We start from the raw sequence: 23,090 nt of genomic DNA on the forward strand, positions 1-23,090 counted from the left end.
TCGGGACCATTTTTATTATCTGTCAGTTCTGGTGTTTGAACCATCGACTGGAGTTCGTTGCTCTCGGTTGGCAAGATCCCAAGCCGTGTGGAAAATCAGCTGTGCACGCTTGGTCATCAATGGGAATTCGATTTTGTCAACCGTGTCCGTCACTTGATGGTAGTCGTCGTGTACCCCGTTGAAGAAGAAGATCACCGGGATATTGTGCTTTGCAAAGTTGTAATGATCCGAGCGGTAGTAGAACCGGTTTGGATCGTCTTCCGCATCATATCGGTAGTCTAGGATCAAATTGGTGTACGTGATGTTGTTGTACTCATTGATTTTCTTCAGATGAGAAGAAAGCATCTCTGAGCCAATCACGTAGACATAGTCCTTGTTTTCTTCTTTTTGGTATTCGTAGTCGATCCGACCGACCATGTCGATGTTGATGTTATTCACTGTGTTTTCCAATGGGAAAACAGGATAATCAACATAATACTCCGAGCCCAGAAGTCCCTTTTCTTCACCGGTTACATTGAGGAAAAGAATGCTTCTTCTTGGCTTCATCCCGTCTTTTGCAGCAAGAGCAAAGGCCTCAGCAATTTCCATCACAGAGACGGTTCCAGAACCGTCATCATCCGCACCATTGAATACTTCGCCCGTTGAGCTCACACCTACGTGATCGTAGTGCGAAGAGATTACCAATACTTCCTCTTTTTTATCAGTTCCCTCCAAATATCCCATTACATTCACTGCATCTACAGGCGTTTTGGTTTTTACGATTTGATAAGTTGCTTTTTGTGAAGCGATGGTTTCAGGAGTAGACTTGGCAGCTTCTTTCAAGGTTTCAACAGGAGTATTGAAAAGCTGTCCCATTTTGTCAGAGCTCACCATGAAGATCGGTCGCTGAACAGTTTCTTTATCAAAACCAATTCTTCCTCTGCCGGCTAAGGTCTTGTAGCGATTTGCAATTCTGTCAAAATTAGCTTGACCTTCCATCGTCACAATCACAATTCCGGCTGCACCTGCGTCCATTACTTTGGTTACTAGATCATTGCTTCTGACGCCCACAGCCCACAGGCCGACAAGCTTACCTTTGACGTTAACTTTTGCCAGATTTTCGTCTGTGACTAAGCCTAGGAACACCAAATCAGCTTTAGCAGCTTTGGCCATATTTCCATCACCAGTGAAGACGAAATCCTGATTTTCGACAAGTTTAGATTTTCCGATTTGTAGCGTGACTTTACTGAAATTTGCAGTTACCAAAGGCACAGTCTGGAAGTAGCTCCCATTTACAGGAGCCGTCAAACCGATGTTTTTATAAAAATCTGCCAAATATTGTGCAGCAAGTTTCCCTGTTTCAGAACCGGTGTCCCGTCCTTGCATTTCGTCGGAGGCGAGGTAGGTTAGGTGTTTGGTAAGGTCTTCTACGCTGATTGTATTGGCGTATTTCACCTGTGCAGGAGTTTGAGCAAGGGTTGGAAAAGCCAAGCCTAAGGCTATTGCTCCGCTTAATATTAATTTTTTATGCATACAGTTTGAAATTTAGGCTGCTAAACTAGACAAATTTTTAACCCTTGGAAAAACCGTTTGTCAAGAAGGGAGGTTTAGTGGTAAATTATTCTTCGTCCGCAAACCCTTTTCCTCTAAGAAATAGTACCTTTGCGATCGTAAAAACAGGATGGTTTCAAACCCAAATACATCATAATCCTAAGCGTTCTTTATGCAGATCAATCTTTCAAATGCTGTCAAATTCGAGAGCAGACACAATGGCCCGACAGAGGCGGAAATCGCGGAGATGTTGGAGAAAATCGGTGCCTCTTCTCTGGAGGAATTAATCAACCAAACTGTTCCCGAATCGATTCAGTTGACTAGGCCTTTGGACTTACCAAAAGCAAAATTGGAATCTGAATTTCTGGCAGACTTCAAGGTGCTCGCTTCCAAAAATAAAGTTTTCAAGTCGTTTATCGGATTGGGATACTATGACACCATCGTACCTGGAGTCATTTTAAGAAATGTTCTGGAGAATCCAGGATGGTACACCGCATACACACCATATCAGGCTGAGATCGCTCAGGGTCGATTGGAGGCATTGATCAATTTCCAGACGGTGGTGATGGAACTCACAGGAATGGAATTGGCAAACGCATCTCTTCTTGACGAAGGGACCGCTGCTGCTGAAGCGATGACGATGCTTCACGCGGTGAAGCCTAGGGAAAAGAAAAATGCCAACCGCTATTTTGTAGACGAGAAAGTATTTCCTCAGACCAAAGCACTTTTGGTGACCAGAGCGGAGCCGATTGGGATTGAGTTGGTATTTGGCCCTATTTCTTCCTTGGATTTAACAGATCCGGAATTGTATGGGGTGATGTTCCAATATCCAAATGGAGATGGGGCAATTTCCGATTATTCATCAATTGTAGCTGCCGCAAAAGAAAATAAAGTTTTGACAGCCTTTGCCTCTGATTTGCTAGCCTTGACACTTTTGACTTCTCCCGGAGAAATGGGAGCAGACGTAGTAGTCGGTTCTGCGCAGCGATTTGGAGTCCCTATGGGCTATGGTGGACCGCATGCCGGGTTTTTTGCTACAAAAGAGGAATTCAAGAGGCAAATACCGGGTAGAATCATTGGCGTGTCCATCGACCGTGCCGGAAACAAGGCTTATCGAATGGCACTTCAAACTCGTGAACAGCATATCAAGCGCGAAAAAGCGACCTCAAATATCTGTACAGCACAAGTACTCCTCAGTGTGATGGCCAGCTTCTATGCAGTCTATCACGGACCAAAAGGTCTGAAAAATATTGCTTTGCGTGCACATGGCTTGGCCAAGTTGACTGCCACTGCATTGAGCAAGGTTGGATTGAATGTAGCGGACCATGCCTTCTTCGATACCATTCAGATCAAAATGAATGAAGTTTCCAGAGAACGAGTTCGTGGACTGGCTTTGGGAGCAAATATAAATTTCAGATACGAAGCTGATTCCATTTTCATCTCCTTTGACGAAACGAAGTCACTAGAGGATGTAAAATCCATCGTGAATATTTTTGCCACAGAGGAAGGAAAGCATACGCTGACTTTGGATAAGCTAGTAGAAGGGCTTCAGTTGGAGTTGCCGGCAGCTTTAGCTAGGAAATCCGACTATCTGACGCACCCAGTATTTAATAATTATCACAGCGAGCACGAGATGCTTCGCTACATCAAGCGATTGGAAAATAAGGATCTTTCTCTTGTTCATTCCATGATTTCATTGGGCTCTTGTACCATGAAACTGAATGCAACGGCTGAAATGATTCCGGTGACTTGGCCTGAATTTAGTCAATTGCACCCGTTTGCTCCAATGGATCAGACTTTGGGGTATCAGGAGCTGTTCACCAACCTGAGAACTTGGCTGACTGAAATCACCGGTTTTGCGGACACTTCTTTGCAGCCTAACTCAGGTGCACAGGGTGAATATGCAGGCTTGATGGTAATTAGAGCGTTTCACATGAATCGTGGAGAAGGACACAGAGATGTGGCTTTGATCCCAACATCAGCGCATGGAACTAATCCTGCATCGGCCGTGATGGCAGGGATGAAAGTCGTTTTGGTGAAGTGTGACGAAAAAGGAAATATTGATATCGAGGACTTGAAATCAAAAGCTACAGAGCACAAGGACGATCTTTCTTGCCTGATGGTAACTTATCCATCGACACATGGAGTTTTTGAGGAAGCGATTCAGGAAATCTGTGCGACCATCCATCAGTATGGCGGGCAAGTTTATATGGATGGCGCAAATATGAACGCGCAGGTAGGCTTAACTTCTCCGGGTAGAATTGGAGCTGACGTTTGTCACTTGAATTTGCACAAGACCTTCTGTATTCCTCACGGTGGAGGTGGACCAGGTATGGGGCCAATCTGTGTCGCAAGTCATTTGGCACCCTTCCTTCCGGGAAATCCATTGGTGAAAACAGGTGGAGAACTTGCAGTTTCCTCTATTTCATCTGCCCCATACGGAAGTGCTAGTATTTTACCGATCTCTTACGCATACATCGCGATGATGGGTGGAGATGGATTGACAAATGCTACTAAAATGGCAATCTTAAACGCGAACTACATCAAAGAAAGACTAGCTGGACATTATCCGATTCTTTATACCGGTTCCAAAGGTCGCGCAGCGCACGAGATGATCGTGGATTGCAGAGCATTCAAAGAAGTCGGAGTAGAGGTGGAAGATATTGCCAAGCGATTGATGGATTATGGCTATCACGCACCGACAGTTTCTTTCCCTGTTGCAGGAACTTTGATGATCGAACCTACCGAATCTGAGACCAAAGCCGAATTGGATAAATTCTGTGATGCTTTATTATCTATTCGTGAAGAAATCCGCGAAATAGAGGAAGGAAAAGCTGACCGTGTCGAAAATGTGTTGAAAAATGCTCCGCATACGGCTAAAATGGTGCTTACAGGAGAATGGACGATGCCTTACTCCAGAGAAAAAGCGGTATTCCCGATAGCCTTTGTAAAGGAAGGAAAGTTCTGGCCAACAGTAAGAAGGATTGATTCTGCATATGGCGACAGGAATCTTGTCTGTAGCTGTATTCCTGTTGAAGAGTATGCAACTGAGACTGAACTAGCTTAAATAAAAAAGTTGAATGAAAACAAAAATGGCTGCCAATTGGCAGCCATTTTTGTTTTAAATGTTAACATGTCGCTCCGCATGATAGGAAGATCTAACTAAAGGTCCGGATTCCACATATTTTAGACCTCTTTTTAATCCTTCCTCCCGATATTCGGCAAAGAGATCAGGATGAATGAACTCTGCGACTTCTATGTGCATTTTAGTGGGTTGCAGGTATTGACCCAGAGTGAGAATATCACACCCATGTTGAACCAGATGGTCCATAGCAGTCAGGACTTCTTCTTTTTTTTCCCCAAGACCAAGCATGATCCCAGTTTTTGTCCGTTTTCCAAATTCTTTTGTCAACTTGATCTGTTCCAAGGAACGCTCATATTTTGCCTGTGGGCGAACTCTTCGATACAAACTTCCGACTGTTTCCATGTTGTGAGACACCACTTCTTGTCCTCCACTGATCATTCGATAAAGTGCATCCCAATTTGATTTCACATCAGGGATTAGCGTTTCGATGGTTGTTTCTGGCGAAAGTTCTTTGGTCTGAACTACGGTCTGATACCAGATTTCAGCACCCTTGTCTTTTAATTCATCCCGATTTACTGAGGTGATGACGGCATGTTTTACACCCATTAATTTGATCGCTTCGGCTACTCTTCTTGGCTCATCGGTATCATATTCAGGCGGTCTGCCCGTAGCAACAGCACAAAATGAACAAGAGCGCGTACAAACATTTCCCAAAATCATGAAAGTCGCTGTGCCTGCTCCCCAGCATTCTCCCATATTAGGGCAATTCCCACTTTCGCAGATGGTGTGAAGTTTATGTTCGTCGACTAATTTTCTGACTTTGGCGTATTCTTTTCCCACGGGAAGCTTCACCCGTAGCCAATCTGGCTTTTTGCGGCGGGTTGCTTCTTCTGAGATTACTGGCAATTCAATCATTACTTTCGGATTTGGTACAAAGGTAACTGTGAAGATTTCAAAAACCCAATTGGGTTTATTTTCGGAAACCGTAGAAAAAGGTAAAATAAGCAGACTGAAAGAATTGGTTGTTTTCTGCAGTAGGGATGAGAGGTATTTCTTTGTTATAGCCTTCTAGCATGTAACCGACTTCCAATCCGGTAGCGCTGCTTCTAAATACTCCAAACTCGAACATAAGTGCGGCTTTCAAGGTAGCCCCAACTGCAATTTCAGATTGTCCAATCCCTTGAAAAAGTCTTCCAGATCCCAAAATATTAAATCTGCTTTGATGGACTTCCGGATTATATTGTTCAGTGACAGTTTGGACTCTGCTGACTGCGTATTCAATAAAATAAGGAGCAATCAAGCCAATAGTAGGGCCCGCAGCAGCTAAAGCACTTACTTGAACGCCTTGGTTTGGTGCTTTTTTAAAAAGCACTATTTCACGCCCGTAATGAGGTCTTATCGCGTAGAGATAGTTTGATTTTCCGAAAATGTAGCTATTGCCTAGAACCGGATTGTATCTGGCTTCTTTTTGGCTTTTTACGTTAGACAATTCAATCCCCCAAAATGAAAATTGTGAATCGTCTATTCGAGTTCCTGCTTTGAAAACAATTCCTCCAATAAGGCCTCCATTTGTGTTTTTATTAACACCAAACAGGTATTCCTTATCATATTCATAATTTCCCACATCCTCTCTTTGAGGAAAAGCGGTCAGGGATATGAAGAAGAAAAATACGGGTAAGATTAATTTCAGCTTGCTCATTCGAGTGGGTCGAAAATATTGCTCTATTTTTGGTTATAAGTGTTTAACTGTATTTTAAAAGTAAGAGTTTATGCCCACTATTAAAAGTTCATATTTAGGGAATTTGAGAACCCAGTCGGAGCACCTTCAGTCCGGTACTCAGCTCCTTACCGATGCGCCTATCGATAACAACGGGAAAGGTGAAGCCTTTTCTCCGACTGATCTGGTTGCCAGTGCTTTGGGGAGTTGTATGGTGACAATTATGGGTATAGTAGCAGATAGGGAAGGTGTTTCTCTGAATGGTCTGACCTGGCAAGTAACGAAGATCATGCAAGCCTCTCCTCGAAAGATTCAAGAAATAGTTGTGGATTTTGAGTGGGACAATCCCATTGATGATTCTGTTTTTATACAAAAACTTAAGAATGCTGCGCGAACTTGTCCTGTAGCGCTTAGCCTTGATCCGGCCATTAAGCAGACAATAAACTTCAAGTTCTAAGCGAATCGAATTCTTTTTCGGTTCTTTGTAAGTCTATAAACCCAATTAATGATGTGTTATCTCTTTGAAAGTTTCAAAGGCTGGAAAGAATACTGTGAAAGCCAAAATGTCAGCTTAGTTCAATCAGTGATTGAATATGAGGTTGAACAAAAGAATTCTTCTGAAGAAAGAATTTGGACCGGACTCCAACACGCCTATTCAGTCATGAAAGACGCAGTTAAAACAGGACTGGAAGATGAAATGTCATCAAGATCAGGGATGATCAATAATGGAGCAAAAAAAGTATTCAATCATCCCCTAGCGGTACTTTCTCCCGAATTTCAAAAATTGATTTCCAGGGCTCTGGCAGCCAAAGAAGTTAATTCCTGTATGGGAAGAGTGGTTGCGGCGCCAACTGCAGGTGCTTCAGGCATACTTCCGGGAACACTTGTCACCTTACAGGAAATTCATGGCTTGAGTGACTCAAAAATATTGGAAGGGCTTTTGGTTGGTGCTGGAATTGCCTTGATCATCGAAGAAAAAGCGAGTCTTGCAGGAGCGGTAGGTGGCTGTCAGGCAGAAACTGGTTCAGCAGCAGCCATGGCGTCAGGAGGGATTGTTTACTGTTTGGGTGGGACAATTGATCATGTTTTTAATGCAGTTGCCATTACTATTCAGTGCATGCTCGGGTTAGTTTGTGATCCAGTTGCTGGTCTTGTGGAAGTGCCTTGCGTTGTAAGAAATGCAAGTGCAGCAGCGATAGCATTCAGTTCGGCGCAAATCGCTTTAGCCAATGTGAATGCTGTGATTCCGGTTGACGAATGCATTGAGGCTATGGGAGAGATTGGAGCATCAATGGAAAGCAGATATAAAGAAACAGCTATGGGTGGATTAGCTGCTACATTGACGGGTCAAGAAATATCCAAGCGGGTTTTGATTCAGGATATTGAGATCTTGCCTGACGAAAATTTACCCGAGTAATCGAATAAAAAATGGAATTTGAAGTATTTGCTCAATGGTAAGACTGAAAATAAATGCCCAAAATATTGCGCTCCACAGCATATGAAAGTAGATGTTTCGCTTTTTAGTCCCAAAAGAAACTAATATCAAAGTCCCACCTATTGGAGTTAATAATATCGGTGTTGCAAATGCAATACCGATTTCGCCATATTTTTTCCAAAGCGTCACAATTGATCTTGACCTTTTACTAAAAACGATCTTTTTCCTTTTGATTCGAAGAGCAAGAAATTTTTTAAATCTTGTTCCAATTAAGGTAAACAAGAAAACGCTGGTCATCATTCCTGAAACGCTCACCAGCATTATTTTCCAAAATCCATAACCTGCTGCTGAACCGAGGATTGGTCCTGCCACAAATTTAAATAGACAAAGAAAATATATGCCGAAGAATGTAATTAGAGATTCACTCATAAGAGAAAATACAAATATGCGAAATAGCTCAAAAGGAGTATTGATCCTTCAAATTGCGAAATTCGCATTTTTCTTCTCATCAAAAGAAAAAGAAGTAAAGAGATTCCAATCATCCACAGATAGTCGGATTGGATAAAAGCCTCGGAAATATTGATCGGATTTATAATCGCCGTGATTCCAATGATCGAAAGAATATTCATAATATTACTTCCAAGGATGTTTCCTAATGCAAGATCCGTTCGCTTTGATAAAGCTGCGATAATAGATGTGATGAGTTCTGGCAGACTAGTGCCAATAGCAACGATTGTCACCCCGATTACTCGTTCTGAAACTCCAAATTGTCTTGATATAAGTATAGCATTATCCACCAAGAGCTCTGAACCAAAGTATAAGCCGATGGTCCCTCCTACAAGTAGACCGATGGAAGCTGCCCAGGTGTAATTTCCCACAGGGCCAAATTCTTCAGGATTACTCTCTTGGCTTTTCTCAATTCCCTTCCCCAGATTCCTTAATAGGTAGGCATTGAAAGCTATGAAGGAAATAAACAGGGAAATTCCTTCCCAAACTGAAATAATGAGATCTAGGCTTAGGGTATAAAAAATTAAGGTAACTAATAGCATCATGCTATAGTCAAATCGAATGTGGGTTTGGCGAATAAGGATCGGGTAGAATAAACTGCTTAAACCTAAAACCAGTGCGATATTAGAAATATTTGAGCCTACGACATTCCCAATAGAAATGTCGCTATTACCCTTAAGTGAAGCATTTATACTAACCAAAAGCTCGGGAGCTGAGGTGCCAAAAGCAACCACAGTTAATCCAATTAAACCTGCACTCATCCCTAACTTTAAAGCAATGGAAGAGGCACCATCTACCAAAAGCTTCCCGCCAAGGAGGAGGATCAGTAATCCTATGGCTAGAAAAAAATAAATGATCATCGCCTTAGATTTTTTCTCCGAATGCAAGATCTCCGGCATCGCCAAGTCCTGGGACGATGTAGAACTTTTCATTCAGAGATAGATCCAAGGCTCCAAGCCATAATTTATAAGGAACTTTTACGTTTTCCTTTATGTACTTTACACCTTCTGGGGAGGCAATAATTGCCACAATATGAATAATCTCAGGAGTGCCATGGGTCAAAATTGTTTCGATGGAGCGAACAAAAGATTTACCTGTCGCCAGCATTGGGTCTGCTAAGATCACCGTTTTACCCTCAAGATTTGGGCTTGCGTGATAGCCTAAGTTTATTGCCACCTCATTCGATCCTTCCTCTCGAAAAGCCCCTATAAATCCACTTTCAGCTCTGTCGAAAAAATTTAAGAATCCTTGGTAAAAGGGGATCGAAGCCCGAAGAACTGCAAAGATGACAGGGTCAATACTTGGCGTTTTTATTTTTGTATTAGCCAATGGTGTCTGAATCTCCTTTTCTTGGTAGGGGAAGGATTTTGAAATTTCATAGGCCAAAATTTCTCCGATTCTTTCTAGATTTTTCCGAAATCTTAATCTATCTCTTTGAATCGTAATGTCACGAAGTTCAGCAATAAATTGATTTCCAATTGAGTTGATTTCTTCTAAAACAAACATGGTATTAGTATAAATACTTAGTCCGATTTATTTAAACCGGACTAAGTATTTGATTTATTGGATTTTAAAATTCGTTCTTCGTGCCAATTGACGAGCCTCAGGTGACGCTTTATCAACTGAAGTATCTTCCCCATAACCTTTGAATGAAAGTCTTGCAGCATCAACTCCTGAAGAAACTAACAAATCATATACTGCTTTTGCCCGCTTCTCTGAAAGCTTCATGTTATAATTTTCCGTTCCAAGTTCATCGGCATAACCTTCAATTTCCATACGAACCCCTGGATTTCTCTTCATGAAGTTGGACACATAGTGTGCGGCACTTATGGAATAACCTAATGGTTTTGATCTGTCAAATGCGAAGTAAACATTTACATACCCATCATTAATTGCTTTTTTCAGGAAGTCAACCTCATCTAAAATCTCTACTTCTGAGGGGCAGCCGTTAAGGGAAGATGGCCCTGGTTGAAATGGGCATTTATCAAGGTGATCAGGAGTCCCATCTCCATCTGAATCAAGTGTTATTCCTAAAGAATTAACCCTTGCTCCTGAGGGAGTATTTGGTTCCTTGTCCAAGTAATCAGGAATACCATCTCCATCAGAGTCTTTGAGCATATCTTTGATTTCAGTTATTGCTTCACTTAGTTCAGTTTTGGTAGCATACTTTTCATCAGCGAAGTACCAATCTGCATGTTTTTCAGCCTTTCCTAAATAAAAATTCAATCCAAGCGTACCTGTCCACCAAGTTCCTGTAGCGTGGACAAATGGATTACTTGGGGGATTTGGTTGGTCCAAAGCATTGTAATAATTCCCATCTAATGTATAAGTTTGTCTGCCATTGATATTTACAGAAATATCTCCAGTTAAAGCTACTCTATCAGATAGGTTAAATAATGAAGTTAAACCAGTAGTGATAATGTAGTAATATTCTGGCTCTAAAGAATATGTCGCAGGTTTTTTATAATCAATTCTACCCCCACCTGCGCCAAAATGGCCAAGTAAACCTAGCTTCTTAGAAAAAGATTCGAAGTTTAACATTTTTCCAAAGTTGCCAACCCCTTGAAGAGTTATGGTTTGATAGTTAGTTGTAAACTCCGGACTTTTTCCTTTGACTTCCCGGAAATTTCCCGTCCCTAAGTTTCCTTTAAACCCAACATACTCATTGATCATATATCGTGCTCCGATGTCAATATGTCCCAGATTTAAAGTGGGTGATAGATATCCTGGGGTTAGGGGCCCCATTGGTTTATTAAAGCCTCCATTTAATTCGATTGACCATCTGTTAAATTCATTTTGAGCGGAGACTTTCAATGCGGTTCCTAGTAGAAGGATTACGATAAGGTATTTTTTCATCCTAGAGAAATAGGGTTTAATGTTTGTACCAAGGTAAAGTTAAATAAGGCTGTGTGAAAAATTCCATAAAATTTTCATGAATCGGGGAAATTCACTTTTGGAAATAATTAGAAAATAAAACATTTCTTTGAAAAATCTGCATTCGACAGGTGAGTCTGGATGTTTTTCCAAGAAAACCTGCCTGCTTCAAAATGGATTTCTTTTAATGGAGCTTAGATTTAAAAAAAAGCCCGACTATTAAAATAATCGGGCTTTCAAAATTTTTGGAGTTAGTAATTATTTAACCTCAAAGCTTGTTCTTCTTGCCATTTGACGGGCATCTGCTGAAGCTTTGTCTACTGAAGTGTCTTCTCCGTATCCTTTGAAAGAAAGTCTTGATGCATTAATTCCTGAAGAAATTAGTAGATCATATACAGCTTTAGCCCTTGTTTCAGAAAGTTTCATGTTGTAATCTTCTGGGCCAATTTCATCTGCAAAACCTTTTATTTCCATATTTACACTAGGATTTCTCTTCATAAAATTAGAAACAAAATGTGCAGCACTTATAGAATAACCAAGTGGTTTTGAGCTGTCAAAAGCGAAGTATACGTTGACATATCCATCGTTAATGGCTTTCTTAAGGTAGTCAACCTCAGCTACAACTTCTACCTCTGCAGGACATCCGTTGGTCGAAGCAGGCCCTGGCTGGAAAGGACATTTGTCCAAATGATCAGGTGTACCATCACCATCAGAATCAAGCGTCATCCCAGATGAGTTTACTCTTGCTCCGGCTGGTGTATTAGGTTCTTTATCTAAATAATCGGGTACCCCATCGCCATCAGAATCTTTCAACATATCTTTAATGCCATTGATTTGTGTTGCAAGTTCTTCCTTAGTGGCGTACTTGTCAGCTGCAATATACCAATCAGCGTGCTGAGTTGCTTTGCCTAAGTAGAAATTAAGACCAATGGTACCAGTCCACCATGTCCCATTTGCACCGTAAAATCCGTTGCTAATATCAGGTCGAATCGCAGTAGCACCGTCAAAAGTAACTGTTTGACGACCATTTAGGATAGTTGAGATATCTGCAACCAATGCAACTCTTTCACTCAGTTTTACCTGAGGGGTTAATCCAAAAATCAATGTATAAACTTTGTCATTGAAATCATTAAACACATTCTCTTCAGGATTTACCATACCAATACCCGCTCCACCGTGGAGTAACAAGCCAAATGATCTACTGAAGGATTCAAAATTCATGATTCGGCCAATGTTAGCCACACCTTGAAGATTCAATCTATTATATTTTGTGTCAAATGATGGACTTTCACCGTCAACCTCTTTGAAGGAACCAAATCCGTAATCCAGTTTTGCGCCGAATTTCTCATTAAACATGTAACGAACGCCGAAATCGACGTGGCCTATGTTTAGAGTGGGAGATAGGAAGCCGCCAGTTAGAGGGGCCATAGGCTTATTAAAACCTCCGGTTGCCTCGAGTGACCATTTGTTAAATTCCTGGGCGTTGGCAGTTAAAACCAAGGCTCCAGCCATAAGGGATGAGAGGATAATTTTTTTCATGACAAAAAATTTTTGTTCAGATTTTGAGTGATTGATAGATGTAATTGCAAATTTATAAACTTTTTATTTACTGCAAATCTAGACGTTTTATTTTAATCACAATCTTTGACTTGAAATTTATGATAATTTTTAAATTCTTATCATAAAATTTGTTAACACATTCAATGCCAAAATGAAATTTCTGTTTGAATTATTGTCTAAATTTAGTGTTTCAGGAGATGAATCTGATATCTCAAATTTCATCCTTCAACATGCTATAGAACGATCAATCGGGTGGAAGGTTCGGCCTGAAATGTTTTTTGGCGAAGATTTTCATGATTGCATACTTTTAAAATTCGGAGTTCCAAGAACTGCCGTCTTTGCTCATATCGATACGGTTGGATTTATGACCCGGTATCAAAATCAGCTTATTCCAGTGGGTGGTCCAGAAATAATGGATGGAATACGGTTAAGGGGAAGAGATACTAAAGGAGAGGTGTTTTGTAGGTTAATTGGAACTGAAGACGCATGTTATCATGATTTCCCTAGAGGAATTGAGCCTGGTACACGCTTATCGTTTGATCAAAATGTCAGGGTTGACGATGAATTTATTCAAGCTGCTTATTTAGATAATCGTTTGGGTGTTTACAGTGCATTAAAATTATGTGAAACCATTGAAAATGGGTGGGTTGTATTTACAACTTATGAAGAGCACGGTGGTGGTAGTATACCTTTTTTAATCAAATTTATCCAAGAAAATGCACCGGTAAAGCAAGCACTGATATCTGATATTACTTGGATTTCTGAGGGAGTCGAGCACCACAAAGGAGCTGTGATTTCTGCTCGGGATAAATTTATCCCTCGAAAAAAATTTATCGAAAAGGTGGTCCAATTGGCCGAAAAAAGTGGTGTTCCTTATCAAATTGAGGTTGAAGCCTATGGTGGTAGTGATGGGCGAGAAATTCAATTCTCTCCTTATGCGATTGACTGGTGTTTTATTGGTGCAGCCGAGGATTTTGTTCATACTCCAAATGAAAAAGTTTCCTTATCTGATCTGGATTCAATGATCAGAATGTACCAATTTCTATTGAGCGAGCTTTAAATTTAAAAATGAAAAAAACGCAAATTAAAGATCTGACCTTCGAGCTGTTTATTCCCGAAAAAGAAATCAAAGATCGTTTATCTGAGTTGGCAAGAGAAATTTCTTTAGATTTTCAATCAGAAGAATTGGTTCTTTTAGGGGTGTTAAATGGTTCATTTATTGTAATGGCTGACTTAGCAAGGCTGATTGATCTTTCAATAAGTTGTGAATTTTTGAAGATTTCATCTTATTCAGGAACTTCAACTACAGGTGAAGTAAGGTCCCTCCTTGGGCTTGCTGCAGATTTGTCAGGAAAAAATGTATTGATTGTTGAGGATATTGTGGACACGGGGATTAGCATGGATTATCTGCTTTCTGAGCTGTCAAAGCATAAACCTAAGACTTTGACCATTTTTACACTTCTCTTTAAAAAAGATGCATTCAGGTTTAATTACAGTTTGGATTATGTGGGTTTTGAAATTCCCAATAAATTTGTCGTGGGCTTCGGTCTTGATTATGATGGATTAGGGCGTAATCTTCCTGATCTTTATCAACTAAGTACAACAAAAAAATGACTTCTGGAATGCGGAATATAGTGTTATTTGGTCCTCCGGGTGCGGGTAAAGGCACCCAAAGTGAAAAGCTGATTGAAAAATATGGGCTGACGCACCTCTCTACAGGTGACCTTTTTAGAAAACATTTGGGAGAAGGAACTGAACTCGGAACCCTTGCCAAAAAATACATGGATGAAGGGCATCTTGTTCCTGATCAGGTGGTGATCAGCATGGTCGAAGATAAAATCAGCAATTCTAAACATTGCGAAGGATTTATTTTTGATGGATTTCCTCGAACGACAGCACAGGCTGAGGCACTTGATAGAATGCTGAAAAATCATGGAATTGCAATTTCCGGGATGATTGCGCTAGATGTGCCACAGGAAATCCTAAAGGAAAGGATTAAGGAAAGAGGAAAAACTTCTAATCGTGCAGATGACCAAAACGAGGAAAAAATCAATACCAGAATAAAGGTCTATTTGGATGAAACTTTACCCGTCGCGAATTATTATGAAGAACAAGGCAAATTTAAGAAAATCAATGGAGTAGGTGAGATTGATGAAATCTTTAAAGAGATATCAGTCACAATTGATAGCTACTGATTCAACGCAAATTCTTAATTTTGCACAACAAAGACTTGGCTAAGCTTTCGGGCTTAGCCTTTTTCATTCTTAGAAAATGGCAGATTCCAACTTCATTGATTACGTAAAATTTTGCTCTCGCTCAGGCGCGGGGGGGGCAGGCTCTGTTCACTTCAGGCGTGAAAAGCACGTCCCAAAAGGAGGTCCAGACGGAGGTGATGGTGGTCGAGGGGGGAATATTATCCTCAGAGGAAATTCGCAACACTGGACCCTGCTTCACTTAAAATACAAAAAACACGTCATCGCAGATTCTGGAAAAGGTGGTGAAGGAGGAAAAAGAACTGGTGCAGATGGGAAAGATATTATTCTGGATGTTCCGCTTGGTACTGTAGCCAAAGATGCCGAAACAGGTGAGAAACGTTTTGAAATCACCGAAAATGGTCAGGAAATAATATTAACATCAGGAGGCCGTGGAGGATTGGGTAATGATCATTTCAAGACTGCAACCAATCAGGCACCGCACTACGCTCAACCGGGAGAGCCTGGAATTGAAGAATGGATTATTCTGGAATTAAAGCTTTTGGCGGACGTAGGATTGGTAGGTTTTCCAAATGCCGGAAAATCCACATTGCTTTCTTCAATTTCTGCTGCAAGGCCTGAGATTGGAGACTACCCCTTTACTACTTTAGTTCCCAATCTTGGAGTGGTAAGTTATAGAGATGATAAGTCATTTGTAATGGCAGATATTCCGGGTATCATCGAAGGAGCTGCAGAAGGAAAAGGATTGGGAATCAGATTTTTGAGACATATTGAGCGGAATTCTATTTTACTGTTCATGATTCCTGCCGATGCATCAAGCATTGAGGATCAATATCGGATTTTGCTTGGTGAACTTGGGAAATACAATCCTGAATTGTTAGACAAAAAACGGATTTTGGCTATTTCCAAAACCGATATGCTGGACAATGATTTGATGAAAGAGATGGAGGAAGAAATACCTAAAGATATTCCTTATGTGTTCATTTCTTCCGTGAGTCAATTCAACCTAGACAAACTCAAGGACCTGATCTGGCAGGCAATTCATTCTTGACGAGTGTCACTTTGTCAGAAAATTAGATCTGGCAAAGTCATTGTTAAATTCCCATTAACCAACTATTGGCTTTTGTTATGAAAAATAAAGAAGAATTGGATCAAGAATTAAATTATCAAGCGGAAGAGCAAATTATGGAAGAAACTCCCCAAAGTGAGATTGAAGCCCTCTCTGATACCGGAAACCAAGGTGCTAAGCTTGAATCTGAGATTACTGATCTGAAAGATAAATACCTGAGGCTCTATTCTGATTTCGAAAATTTCCGAAAACGAACCGCTAAAGAAAGAATTGATTTAATCAAAACTGCATCTGAGGATGTATTGAAAGATTTGATTCCTGTGGTTGATGATTTTGAAAGAGCGACTAAAGCTTCTGAAAATGAAACTGATATAGTAAAAATTCGAGAAGGAAATCAATTGATTTTCCATAAACTTGTAAGAATACTTGAGTCTAAAGGGCTTAAAGTTATGGATGACTTGATAGGGAAACCATTTAATCCAGACACACAAGAAGCGATCACGCAAATCCCCTCTCCCAAAGAAGAACTAAAAGGAATGGTAGTCGATGTGGTCGAAAAGGGATACACCCTAGGCGATAAAGTAGTGAGATATGCCAAGGTTGTAACAGGAGCATAAAAGAATATGGCAAAAAGAGATTATTACGAGATACTTGGGATCACCAAATCAGCAAGTGCAGAGGAGATAAAGAAAGCTTATCGAAAGCTTGCTATTCAGTATCACCCTGATAAAAATCCTGACAATCCTGAGGCAGAAGACAAATTCAAAGAAGCGGCAGAAGCATACGAAGTACTGAGTAATGCGGATAAAAAAGCTCGGTACGATCAATTTGGTCATCAAGGGCTAGGTGGTAACGGAGGCTATGGTGGTGCTGGCATGAACATGGAGGATATTTTCTCCCAGTTTGGCGATATTTTCGGAGGAGGAGGTTTTGGGTCTTTTTTTTCAGGCGGAGGCGGAGGTCGACGAACAAAAAAAGGAACCAATCTTCGGGTGAAACTTAAGCTAAACCTGCAAGAGATAGCCAACGGAGTTGAGAAAAAGATCAAAGTCAAAAGACACGTCGTTGCGGCAGGTGTATCATTTAAATCTTGCGGTACTTGCCAAGGAACTGGTCAGGTAAAAAAAGTAGTCAATACGATGCTTGGCCAAATGGTATCTGCCAGCACCTGCGCAGTATGTGGGGGTAGTGGACAAATTGTAGATAAGAAACCTGCGGAGGCGGATTCCAGGGGCTTGATTATAAAGGAGGAAGTGATTTCCATCAATATTCCCGGTGGAGTGGGTGAAGGAATGCAGCTTAGTATGTCTGGAAAAGGGAATGAAATCCCTGGAGGCATACCAGGCGATTTGCTGATTGTAATTGAAGAATCTGAGGATAATGTGCTTCAGCGAGAAGGAAATAATGTCATTTATGATTTACATGTTTCTTTCATTGATGCGGCACTGGGTGCTTCCTTAGAAGTTCCCACCATTGACGGGAAGGTGAAAATTAAAATTGATCCCGGTACGCAAAGCGGCAAAATGCTTCGTCTTAAGGGTAAGGGAATAAAAGACATCAATGGTTACCATCGAGGTGATCAATTAATCATGGTTAACGTCTGGACCCCTACAGAACTTTCAAAAGAAGAAAAGAGTGTACTGGACGGATTAAGAAGTTCTGAGAATTTCAAGCCTGATCCGGGTAAACAGGATAAATCCTTCTTAGATAAAATGAAGGAATTTTTCTAAAATATTTAAAGCCGGAAGTGATTTCGGCTTTTTTTATATTTTTAAAGAACCTTTTCAATCGACCGGCGTAACCTATCCGTATGCTTAAAAAACTGTGTCTTCTTCTTTTCTGGATCATAGTAATGGCCATTCCCGGTCAAGCGCAATTTGTTAAAGAGTATAAAGTCTCGGAGCGTAAAGGCTATGAACTGGTATATCTAAATTTTTCTTCCTATAATAGTTTAACTCAGCTCAAGCGGGTAATTACTTCGGAACCAATTTATATCCATGGTCATTTGTTAAAATCGAATATTCTTCCGGACTTCAGCTATTCCATTCACGACAATTTGTTGGACGTAAGCTTAGTTCATAAAAATGTCGAATCAGATAACCTCAGCAAAAGCATTACTTCCAAGCTTTTCTCAGACAATACTAAGTTTGATAATTCATGGGATTTGGGGCTAGGATCAAATTTTTTGTATGATTTAGACTTTACCCTTGGAATAGGAAAAGGCAATTTCGACTTATCACAAATTCCAATTTCGCAGCTAAAAATTAAAAGTGCCAGTTCAGATATACTGATTCATTACGGATCAAAAGTCCCCAATCAAGTAGAGATGGACACACTTTTAGTGACTTTGAATATGGGTACTGTAGAGGTCCAGAACGCAAACTTTACCAATGCTAAAAAGGTCATTATTGAAGTGAGTTATGGGAAAATTAACCTGAACTACAGTGACGGGTTGGCAAGTGCCAGCCAAGTTATCGCAGCAGTGAGTGGAGGTAGCATTTATTTGAAGCTTCCGCCGGATTCCAACCCCGTAAAAATAAGAATGAAAAAAAACCCGATGTGTCGGACGATTTTTCCCAAATATCTTAAGTCAATCGACAGCCAGACATATGTCACTAGGGGATATAAAGCATCTGATCCCAAATTGTTAGAATTGATTTTGGATGTTGGGATGGGTTCGCTAACAGTCGAATAGAACAATAATGCTTCAAATTACCCAAGTAAATAAATCATACGAAAACCACCGAGCACTAACGGATGTGGATCTTTTTGTGCCGAAGGGTGTAATTTTTGGACTTTTGGGCCCCAATGGTGCCGGTAAAACCACCCTGATTCGAATCGTAAACCAAATCATTGAGCAGGATAGTGGCACAGTCGAGTTAGATGGCCGCACACTTTCTCCCAATGATATTCGGAAGATTGGTTACTTGCCAGAAGAGCGAGGCCTTTACAAGAAGATGAAGGTTTGGGATCAGCTCATTTATTTTTCGAGGCTTAAAGGTCTCAGTGAAAATGAAGCCAAGGTTCAGATCAAAAATTGGCTTGAAAAACTCGATGTGGTCTCCTGGAAGGACAAAAAAATTGAGGACCTCTCCAAGGGAATGGCTCAAAAAATACAGTTTATCGCTACGGTTGTTCATCGGCCTACTCTTTTGATTTTAGATGAGCCCTTTTCTGGATTTGATCCCGTAAATGCTGAAATCATCAAAAATGAAATTTTGGAATTGAAAGAAAAGGGAACCACGGTGATTTTGAGTACGCACAGAATGGAATCGGTGGAACTACTCTGTGATCATGTGGCCATGATCAATCGATCCAGAAAAATCCTTGATGGGACAATTAGGGAAGTAAAAAGGAGTTTTCGTCCTGAGGTTTTTAAAATTTCATTGAATTATCTTAAGCGAGACATACCAATGGAATGGACTCCCAAATTCTCGGATGACGTGTGGAAATTTACCCTGCCCTTGGCTGGTAAAACCCCCAATCAGCTTTTATCTGAAATGATGGAGTTTGGAGAGGTCCTTTCATTTAGAGAGCAAATCCCCAGCATTGAGGAGATTTTTATTCATCAAGTCCAAGCTTCAACTCATGAGTAAGATTTTCCTTGTCATTCAACGCGAGTATTTAGCACGAGTCAAAAAGAAATCCTTTTTGATCGCAACTCTTTTGACTCCGCTTATTTTCCCGGCTATCATGGGAATATTTGTTTGGATTGCGATGCAGGAAAAAGAAAATCAATCGCTTCGAATTATTGAAGTGATAGACGAGACCAATCTTTTTTTCATGGAAAGTTCAGAGCAGTATGCGTTTACTTCTTCAGTAAATGATCTGGATGCTGCTAAAAAAATGGTTAAGGAGGGCGGAAGGTATGGTTTTTTGCATATTCCAAAGTTAGATTTGACTGATCCAAAAGGGATTCAGTTTTATGGACTGGAAAACCCGAGCATGAGCTTAATGAGTTATTTGGAAAGTGCTCTTAAACGGAAAATTGAGGATCAGAAACTTTTTGACAAAGGGATAGATCCTAAAATTTTGAAGGATATCCGGACTACTGTTTCAATTAAGTCAATTACCCTCGGAGAAAAAGGCGAAGAAAAAATCAATGACGCTACTGTAAATTATGCCTTGGGTTTTGTTTCAGGTATTCTGATCTACATTTTCATATTTGTCTATGGCAATCAGATCATGCAGGGAGTGATTGAAGAGAAATCTACCCGAATTGTTGAGATCCTCGTTTCTTCGCTTAAACCTTTTCAGCTGATGATGGGAAAAATTGTGGGAATAGGAGCAGTGGGGCTTACGCAGTTTTTGATTTGGGTGGTCCTGATCGGAACACTTTCGTCAGTGGTAATGGGCGTGATGGGACTCCAAATGCCACAACAGCAAGCCTTGGAATTAGCAAATCCCGAATTGGCTCAAAATGTCCCAGATTCCGGTGAATTAGCCAATATTCTTCAAGTGATGGGAGGCATAGATTTTATCACTTTAGTTTCAAGTTTTATCGTCTATTTCCTTGGAGGGTACTTGCTCTATGGGGCATTGTTTGCAGCGATAGGTTCGGCTGTTGATTCTCCCTCAGACGCTCAGCAATTCATGTTGCCGGTAACTATACCTTTGATTGTTGCTTATCTGGGGCTTTTTGTCTTTGTGTTGCAAGATCCTACAAGTTCTGTTTCATTTTGGCTTTCCATTGTTCCTTTAACTTCGCCAATCGCCATGATGGGAAGGATTAGCTATGGGGTACCTTTTTGGGAATTGGCCTTATCTCTGACACTTTTGATTGGAGGGTTTTTGCTTACTACATGGTTTGCTGGGAAAATTTATCGTATCGGAATACTGATGCATGGCACCAAGCCATCTTACAAGACCATGTGGAAATGGTTAAAAAGCAGCTAATAAAAAAGCCCAGTTCAATACCGAGTTCTTTTATATAAATTGGAGAAATCCTTAAAACATCCAGCTTTTGTGTGCCAATTAAATATTGGCGTTTTTTTGATTATCCGCTATTCTGCCAGTAATCCTATTTTCTTTGGTTATCGGGTCGGAAGACCGATGACCGAAGACCGAAGCCCCTGAGCTTGCCTGATTTTGGTTGTCACATTATTGTCTTGTGTCAGTTAAAATTAGGGGTTTGATTTCAATGCTGTCCTAAACAATCTCAGGGATTGTTGAAGTTATGGGTTTTTCTTTTGTTGAGACTATTTTTTGTAGAAATCTGGAAACAGAATCCCCTTTAGGCTTTTTGCAGGTGGTTTTTCATGGTTTTCAAAGGGTTTGGGGTGAAATTCCCCTTACCTACTCGACTTGATTTTATTTAAGATTGGCAGATAGCATCCAAACTGCTTTTTCTTTCTCAATTATGTAATGGAAGTTTCTCAGGTTTTGATAATAAATCTGATAGTTTGCAAGGTGTCCATTTTGCATTTTAATCTGATCCTTAGATTCTGTAAATTCTAATCCAATGTCGTTTGTATTCATCTGTTTTTAATGTGATTACTTGAGTTGAGATCGCCGATTCAAAACCTTCTTACCACAGATAAACCCCCATTTGGATTTTCTTGCATGTTTGATTGTACCCTAGCGTATGTCGTCCTTACTACTTGCCTGTCTGCCTTAGGGAGGCTCGATTTCGTATTGTAAGCTATTTTTCACAATTTGGCACTTGTTGTACAAATGCATTTAGTCCATGCTTGTTAGTAGATAAATTTTATTCCTCACTCATACTATCTAAAAAATTCAGGAGTTAGTATTGCAGAAAACTTTGTATAGATTAAATGAAAAACAGATTCCAGGATCTCACCTCCATCGACTTTTATAAGAATAAGAAACAAGTCAGATGGCTGGTATTTTTTATCTCTGTTTTAATTGGTTCCGGTTCCATTTGGTATACCAGTTTGCTGGTAGAGGAATTACGGGAACGCGAAAATAGACAGATTCAACTCTTGTCATCCGCAATGGAGTATGCCGCCACCACCTCCGAAAATCTCACTTTTATCAATCAGGAAATAATCCAGCAAAATTACTCCATTCCAATTATTATGGTGGATTCCCAAGGCGATCCAATCGAATTCAGGAATATTAGTTTTAAAAAAAATTCGGATGGTAGAGATTCTATTAAAACCCTAGAACGAGAACTTTTAATAATGCAGACGGTTTACGAACCGATCTATTTGCAGGAAGCTGATATCCGGGTTTTTTATCGAAACTCTGAGCTTTTGACGAGTCTTAAATTCTACCCTTATGTGCAGTTAGCTGTGATTTTGGTTTTTGGAATTTTGGCTTTTGCACTTTTCAACCAAAGTAAAATTTCGGAACAAAACCGTGTATGGGCTGGCTTGACCAAAGAAACGGCCCACCAACTCGGTACCCCGATCGCATCCCTCATGGCTTGGATTGACTACCTGAGAAATTCTCCTGTTTGGGAAGAAAACAGAGAGATCATTCAGGAAATGGACAAAGATGTCGTCAAGCTTCGAATGGTCACTGAGCGATTTAGTAGTATTGGAAGCAAGCCAGTCATTCAACCGGAAAATCTATATCAAGTCATTGAGGAGACAATCACTTACCTCCGACCTCGAATTTCGACCAAAGTCGATATGAATATTCATGCTGACTCCAAGGATTTGGAAGCCATGATGAATAAGCCACTTTTTGAATGGGTTATCGAGAATATCTGTAAAAACGGGGTGGATGCCATGAAAGGAAAGGGCATCCTAACTATCGATGTTTTACAGGATAGCGATAAATATGTAATCGTCGATATCAGCGATACCGGCAAGGGCATAGAAAAGAAAAACTTTCGCAAGGTCTTCAATCCCGGTTTTTCCACTCGGCAGCGTGGCTGGGGACTCGGTCTCACGCTAGCCAAGCGAATCGTAGAAGGCTACCATGGAGGTAAAATCTTTGTCAAAAGCTCAGAGATCGGAAAGGGGACTACTTTTCGTATCATGTTATTAGGTAATATGGAAGACGTCTCTCAGTTTGTTACTGAAGGAATTTTAGAATACTGATTGGATTAAGATTTTTTGGATTGGTGCAAAAGTTATAAAGTACGGGCTATCCTAAAGCAAGCTTTTTGTTATGTGGAGTTTTTTATCTCG

At 40.5% G+C, this 23,090-nt stretch carries 22 protein-coding genes; 13 read left to right on the top strand and 9 right to left on the bottom strand.

Going from position 1 to position 23,090, the window contains the following annotated elements:
• Positions 1–15: 15 nt before the first annotated feature.
• Positions 16–1,512 (bottom strand): M28 family metallopeptidase, encoded by a 1,497-nt coding sequence (locus tag BLQ81_RS09530; protein WP_092729718.1) that lies wholly within the window; start codon positions 1,510–1,512, stop codon positions 16–18.
• Positions 1,513–1,702: 190 nt separating this feature from the next.
• Here BLQ81_RS09530 and gcvP point away from each other — a divergent pair, with 190 nt between their 5' ends.
• Positions 1,703–4,597, top strand: coding sequence for an aminomethyl-transferring glycine dehydrogenase (gcvP, locus tag BLQ81_RS09535; RefSeq protein WP_092729719.1), 2,895 nt, complete (start codon positions 1,703–1,705; stop codon positions 4,595–4,597).
• Between the two features lie 54 nt (positions 4,598–4,651).
• Here gcvP and lipA read toward each other — a convergent pair whose 3' ends face one another.
• Together lipA and BLQ81_RS09545 are read right to left on the bottom strand one after the other, a co-directional pair.
• Positions 4,652–5,530, bottom strand: coding sequence for a lipoyl synthase (gene lipA / locus BLQ81_RS09540; protein WP_092729720.1), 879 nt, complete (start codon positions 5,528–5,530; stop codon positions 4,652–4,654).
• A gap of 55 nt (positions 5,531–5,585) precedes the next feature.
• Positions 5,586–6,314, bottom strand: coding sequence for a hypothetical protein (locus BLQ81_RS09545; RefSeq protein ID WP_092729721.1), 729 nt, complete (start codon positions 6,312–6,314; stop codon positions 5,586–5,588).
• 70 nt (positions 6,315–6,384) lie between these two features.
• Here BLQ81_RS09545 and BLQ81_RS09550 point away from each other — a divergent pair, with 70 nt between their 5' ends.
• Together BLQ81_RS09550 and sdaAA are read left to right on the top strand one after the other, a co-directional pair.
• Positions 6,385–6,789 (top strand): OsmC family protein, encoded by a 405-nt coding sequence (locus BLQ81_RS09550; protein WP_092729722.1) that lies wholly within the window; start codon positions 6,385–6,387, stop codon positions 6,787–6,789.
• 51 nt (positions 6,790–6,840) lie between these two features.
• Complete coding sequence (sdaAA, locus tag BLQ81_RS09555; RefSeq protein ID WP_092729723.1) at positions 6,841–7,749, top strand: L-serine ammonia-lyase, iron-sulfur-dependent, subunit alpha; 909 nt, start codon at positions 6,841–6,843, stop codon at positions 7,747–7,749.
• Here the strand turns inward: sdaAA and BLQ81_RS09560 are convergent.
• The 5 genes from BLQ81_RS09560 to BLQ81_RS09580 all read right to left on the bottom strand — a co-directional run bounded on the left by BLQ81_RS09560 (position 7,738) and on the right by BLQ81_RS09580 (position 12,687).
• Positions 7,738–8,196, bottom strand: a complete 459-nt coding sequence (locus BLQ81_RS09560; protein ID WP_092729724.1) for a hypothetical protein — start codon at positions 8,194–8,196, stop codon at positions 7,738–7,740. The two genes, sdaAA and BLQ81_RS09560, sit on opposite strands and share 12 nt — an antisense overlap.
• Positions 8,193–9,131, bottom strand: a complete 939-nt coding sequence (locus BLQ81_RS09565) for a calcium/sodium antiporter (protein ID WP_175454203.1) — start codon at positions 9,129–9,131, stop codon at positions 8,193–8,195. Before BLQ81_RS09565 ends, BLQ81_RS09560 begins: the two co-directional genes overlap by 4 nt.
• A 7-nt stretch (positions 9,132–9,138) precedes the next feature.
• Entirely contained in the window at positions 9,139–9,780 is a 642-nt protein-coding gene (gene upp / locus BLQ81_RS09570; RefSeq protein ID WP_092729725.1) for a uracil phosphoribosyltransferase, read from the bottom strand.
• 54 nt (positions 9,781–9,834) lie between these two features.
• Entirely contained in the window at positions 9,835–11,130 is a 1,296-nt protein-coding gene (locus BLQ81_RS09575) for an OmpA family protein (RefSeq protein WP_092729726.1), read from the bottom strand.
• Positions 11,131–11,406: 276 nt separating this feature from the next.
• Positions 11,407–12,687: an OmpA family protein gene (locus tag BLQ81_RS09580; protein WP_092729727.1), complete on the bottom strand. Its 1,281-nt coding sequence runs from the start codon at positions 12,685–12,687 to the stop codon at positions 11,407–11,409.
• Positions 12,688–12,859: 172 nt separating this feature from the next.
• On the opposite strand from BLQ81_RS09580, the gene BLQ81_RS09585 reads away from it, so the two are divergent.
• The 9 genes from BLQ81_RS09585 to BLQ81_RS09625 all read left to right on the top strand — a co-directional run bounded on the left by BLQ81_RS09585 (position 12,860) and on the right by BLQ81_RS09625 (position 20,886).
• Positions 12,860–13,768, top strand: a complete 909-nt coding sequence (locus tag BLQ81_RS09585; protein ID WP_092729728.1) for a M20/M25/M40 family metallo-hydrolase — start codon at positions 12,860–12,862, stop codon at positions 13,766–13,768.
• A gap of 8 nt (positions 13,769–13,776) precedes the next feature.
• Entirely contained in the window at positions 13,777–14,322 is a 546-nt protein-coding gene (gene hpt / locus BLQ81_RS09590) for a hypoxanthine phosphoribosyltransferase (RefSeq protein WP_092729729.1), read from the top strand.
• 8 nt (positions 14,323–14,330) lie between these two features.
• Positions 14,331–14,903: an adenylate kinase gene (locus tag BLQ81_RS09595; protein ID WP_092729761.1), complete on the top strand. Its 573-nt coding sequence runs from the start codon at positions 14,331–14,333 to the stop codon at positions 14,901–14,903.
• Between the two features lie 76 nt (positions 14,904–14,979).
• Positions 14,980–15,972, top strand: coding sequence for a GTPase ObgE (obgE, locus tag BLQ81_RS09600; protein ID WP_092729730.1), 993 nt, complete (start codon positions 14,980–14,982; stop codon positions 15,970–15,972).
• Positions 15,973–16,049: 77 nt separating this feature from the next.
• Positions 16,050–16,607 carry a nucleotide exchange factor GrpE gene (locus BLQ81_RS09605; protein ID WP_092729731.1) on the top strand — a complete coding sequence of 186 codons (558 nt, stop codon included), beginning with the start codon at positions 16,050–16,052 and terminating at the stop codon, positions 16,605–16,607.
• A 6-nt stretch (positions 16,608–16,613) separates the two neighbouring features.
• On the top strand, positions 16,614–17,720 hold the full coding sequence (gene dnaJ, locus BLQ81_RS09610) for a molecular chaperone DnaJ (protein ID WP_092729732.1): 1,107 nt from the start codon (positions 16,614–16,616) through the stop codon (positions 17,718–17,720).
• An 80-nt stretch (positions 17,721–17,800) separates the two neighbouring features.
• On the top strand, positions 17,801–18,685 hold the full coding sequence (locus tag BLQ81_RS09615; RefSeq protein WP_245693226.1) for a hypothetical protein: 885 nt from the start codon (positions 17,801–17,803) through the stop codon (positions 18,683–18,685).
• A gap of 7 nt (positions 18,686–18,692) precedes the next feature.
• Complete coding sequence (locus BLQ81_RS09620) at positions 18,693–19,586, top strand: ABC transporter ATP-binding protein (RefSeq protein ID WP_092729733.1); 894 nt, start codon at positions 18,693–18,695, stop codon at positions 19,584–19,586.
• A complete protein-coding gene (locus tag BLQ81_RS09625; RefSeq protein WP_092729734.1) occupies positions 19,579–20,886 on the top strand; it encodes an ABC transporter permease in 1,308 nt (435 codons plus the stop codon). Before BLQ81_RS09620 ends, BLQ81_RS09625 begins: the two co-directional genes overlap by 8 nt.
• Positions 20,887–21,300: 414 nt before the next feature.
• On the opposite strand, the gene BLQ81_RS22240 is transcribed toward BLQ81_RS09625, so the two are convergent.
• The gene (locus BLQ81_RS22240) at positions 21,301–21,468 is read right to left on the bottom strand and encodes a hypothetical protein (protein WP_175454202.1); all 168 of its coding nucleotides are present in this window, start codon (positions 21,466–21,468) and stop codon (positions 21,301–21,303) included.
• A 296-nt stretch (positions 21,469–21,764) separates the two neighbouring features.
• Here BLQ81_RS22240 and BLQ81_RS09630 point away from each other — a divergent pair, with 296 nt between their 5' ends.
• Positions 21,765–23,000 carry a sensor histidine kinase gene (locus tag BLQ81_RS09630; protein WP_092729735.1) on the top strand — a complete coding sequence of 412 codons (1,236 nt, stop codon included), beginning with the start codon at positions 21,765–21,767 and terminating at the stop codon, positions 22,998–23,000.
• The last annotated feature ends 90 nt before the right edge of the window (positions 23,001–23,090 follow it).

Source organism: Algoriphagus alkaliphilus (assembly GCF_900103735.1).
Taxonomy (GTDB): domain Bacteria; phylum Bacteroidota; class Bacteroidia; order Cytophagales; family Cyclobacteriaceae; genus Algoriphagus; species Algoriphagus alkaliphilus.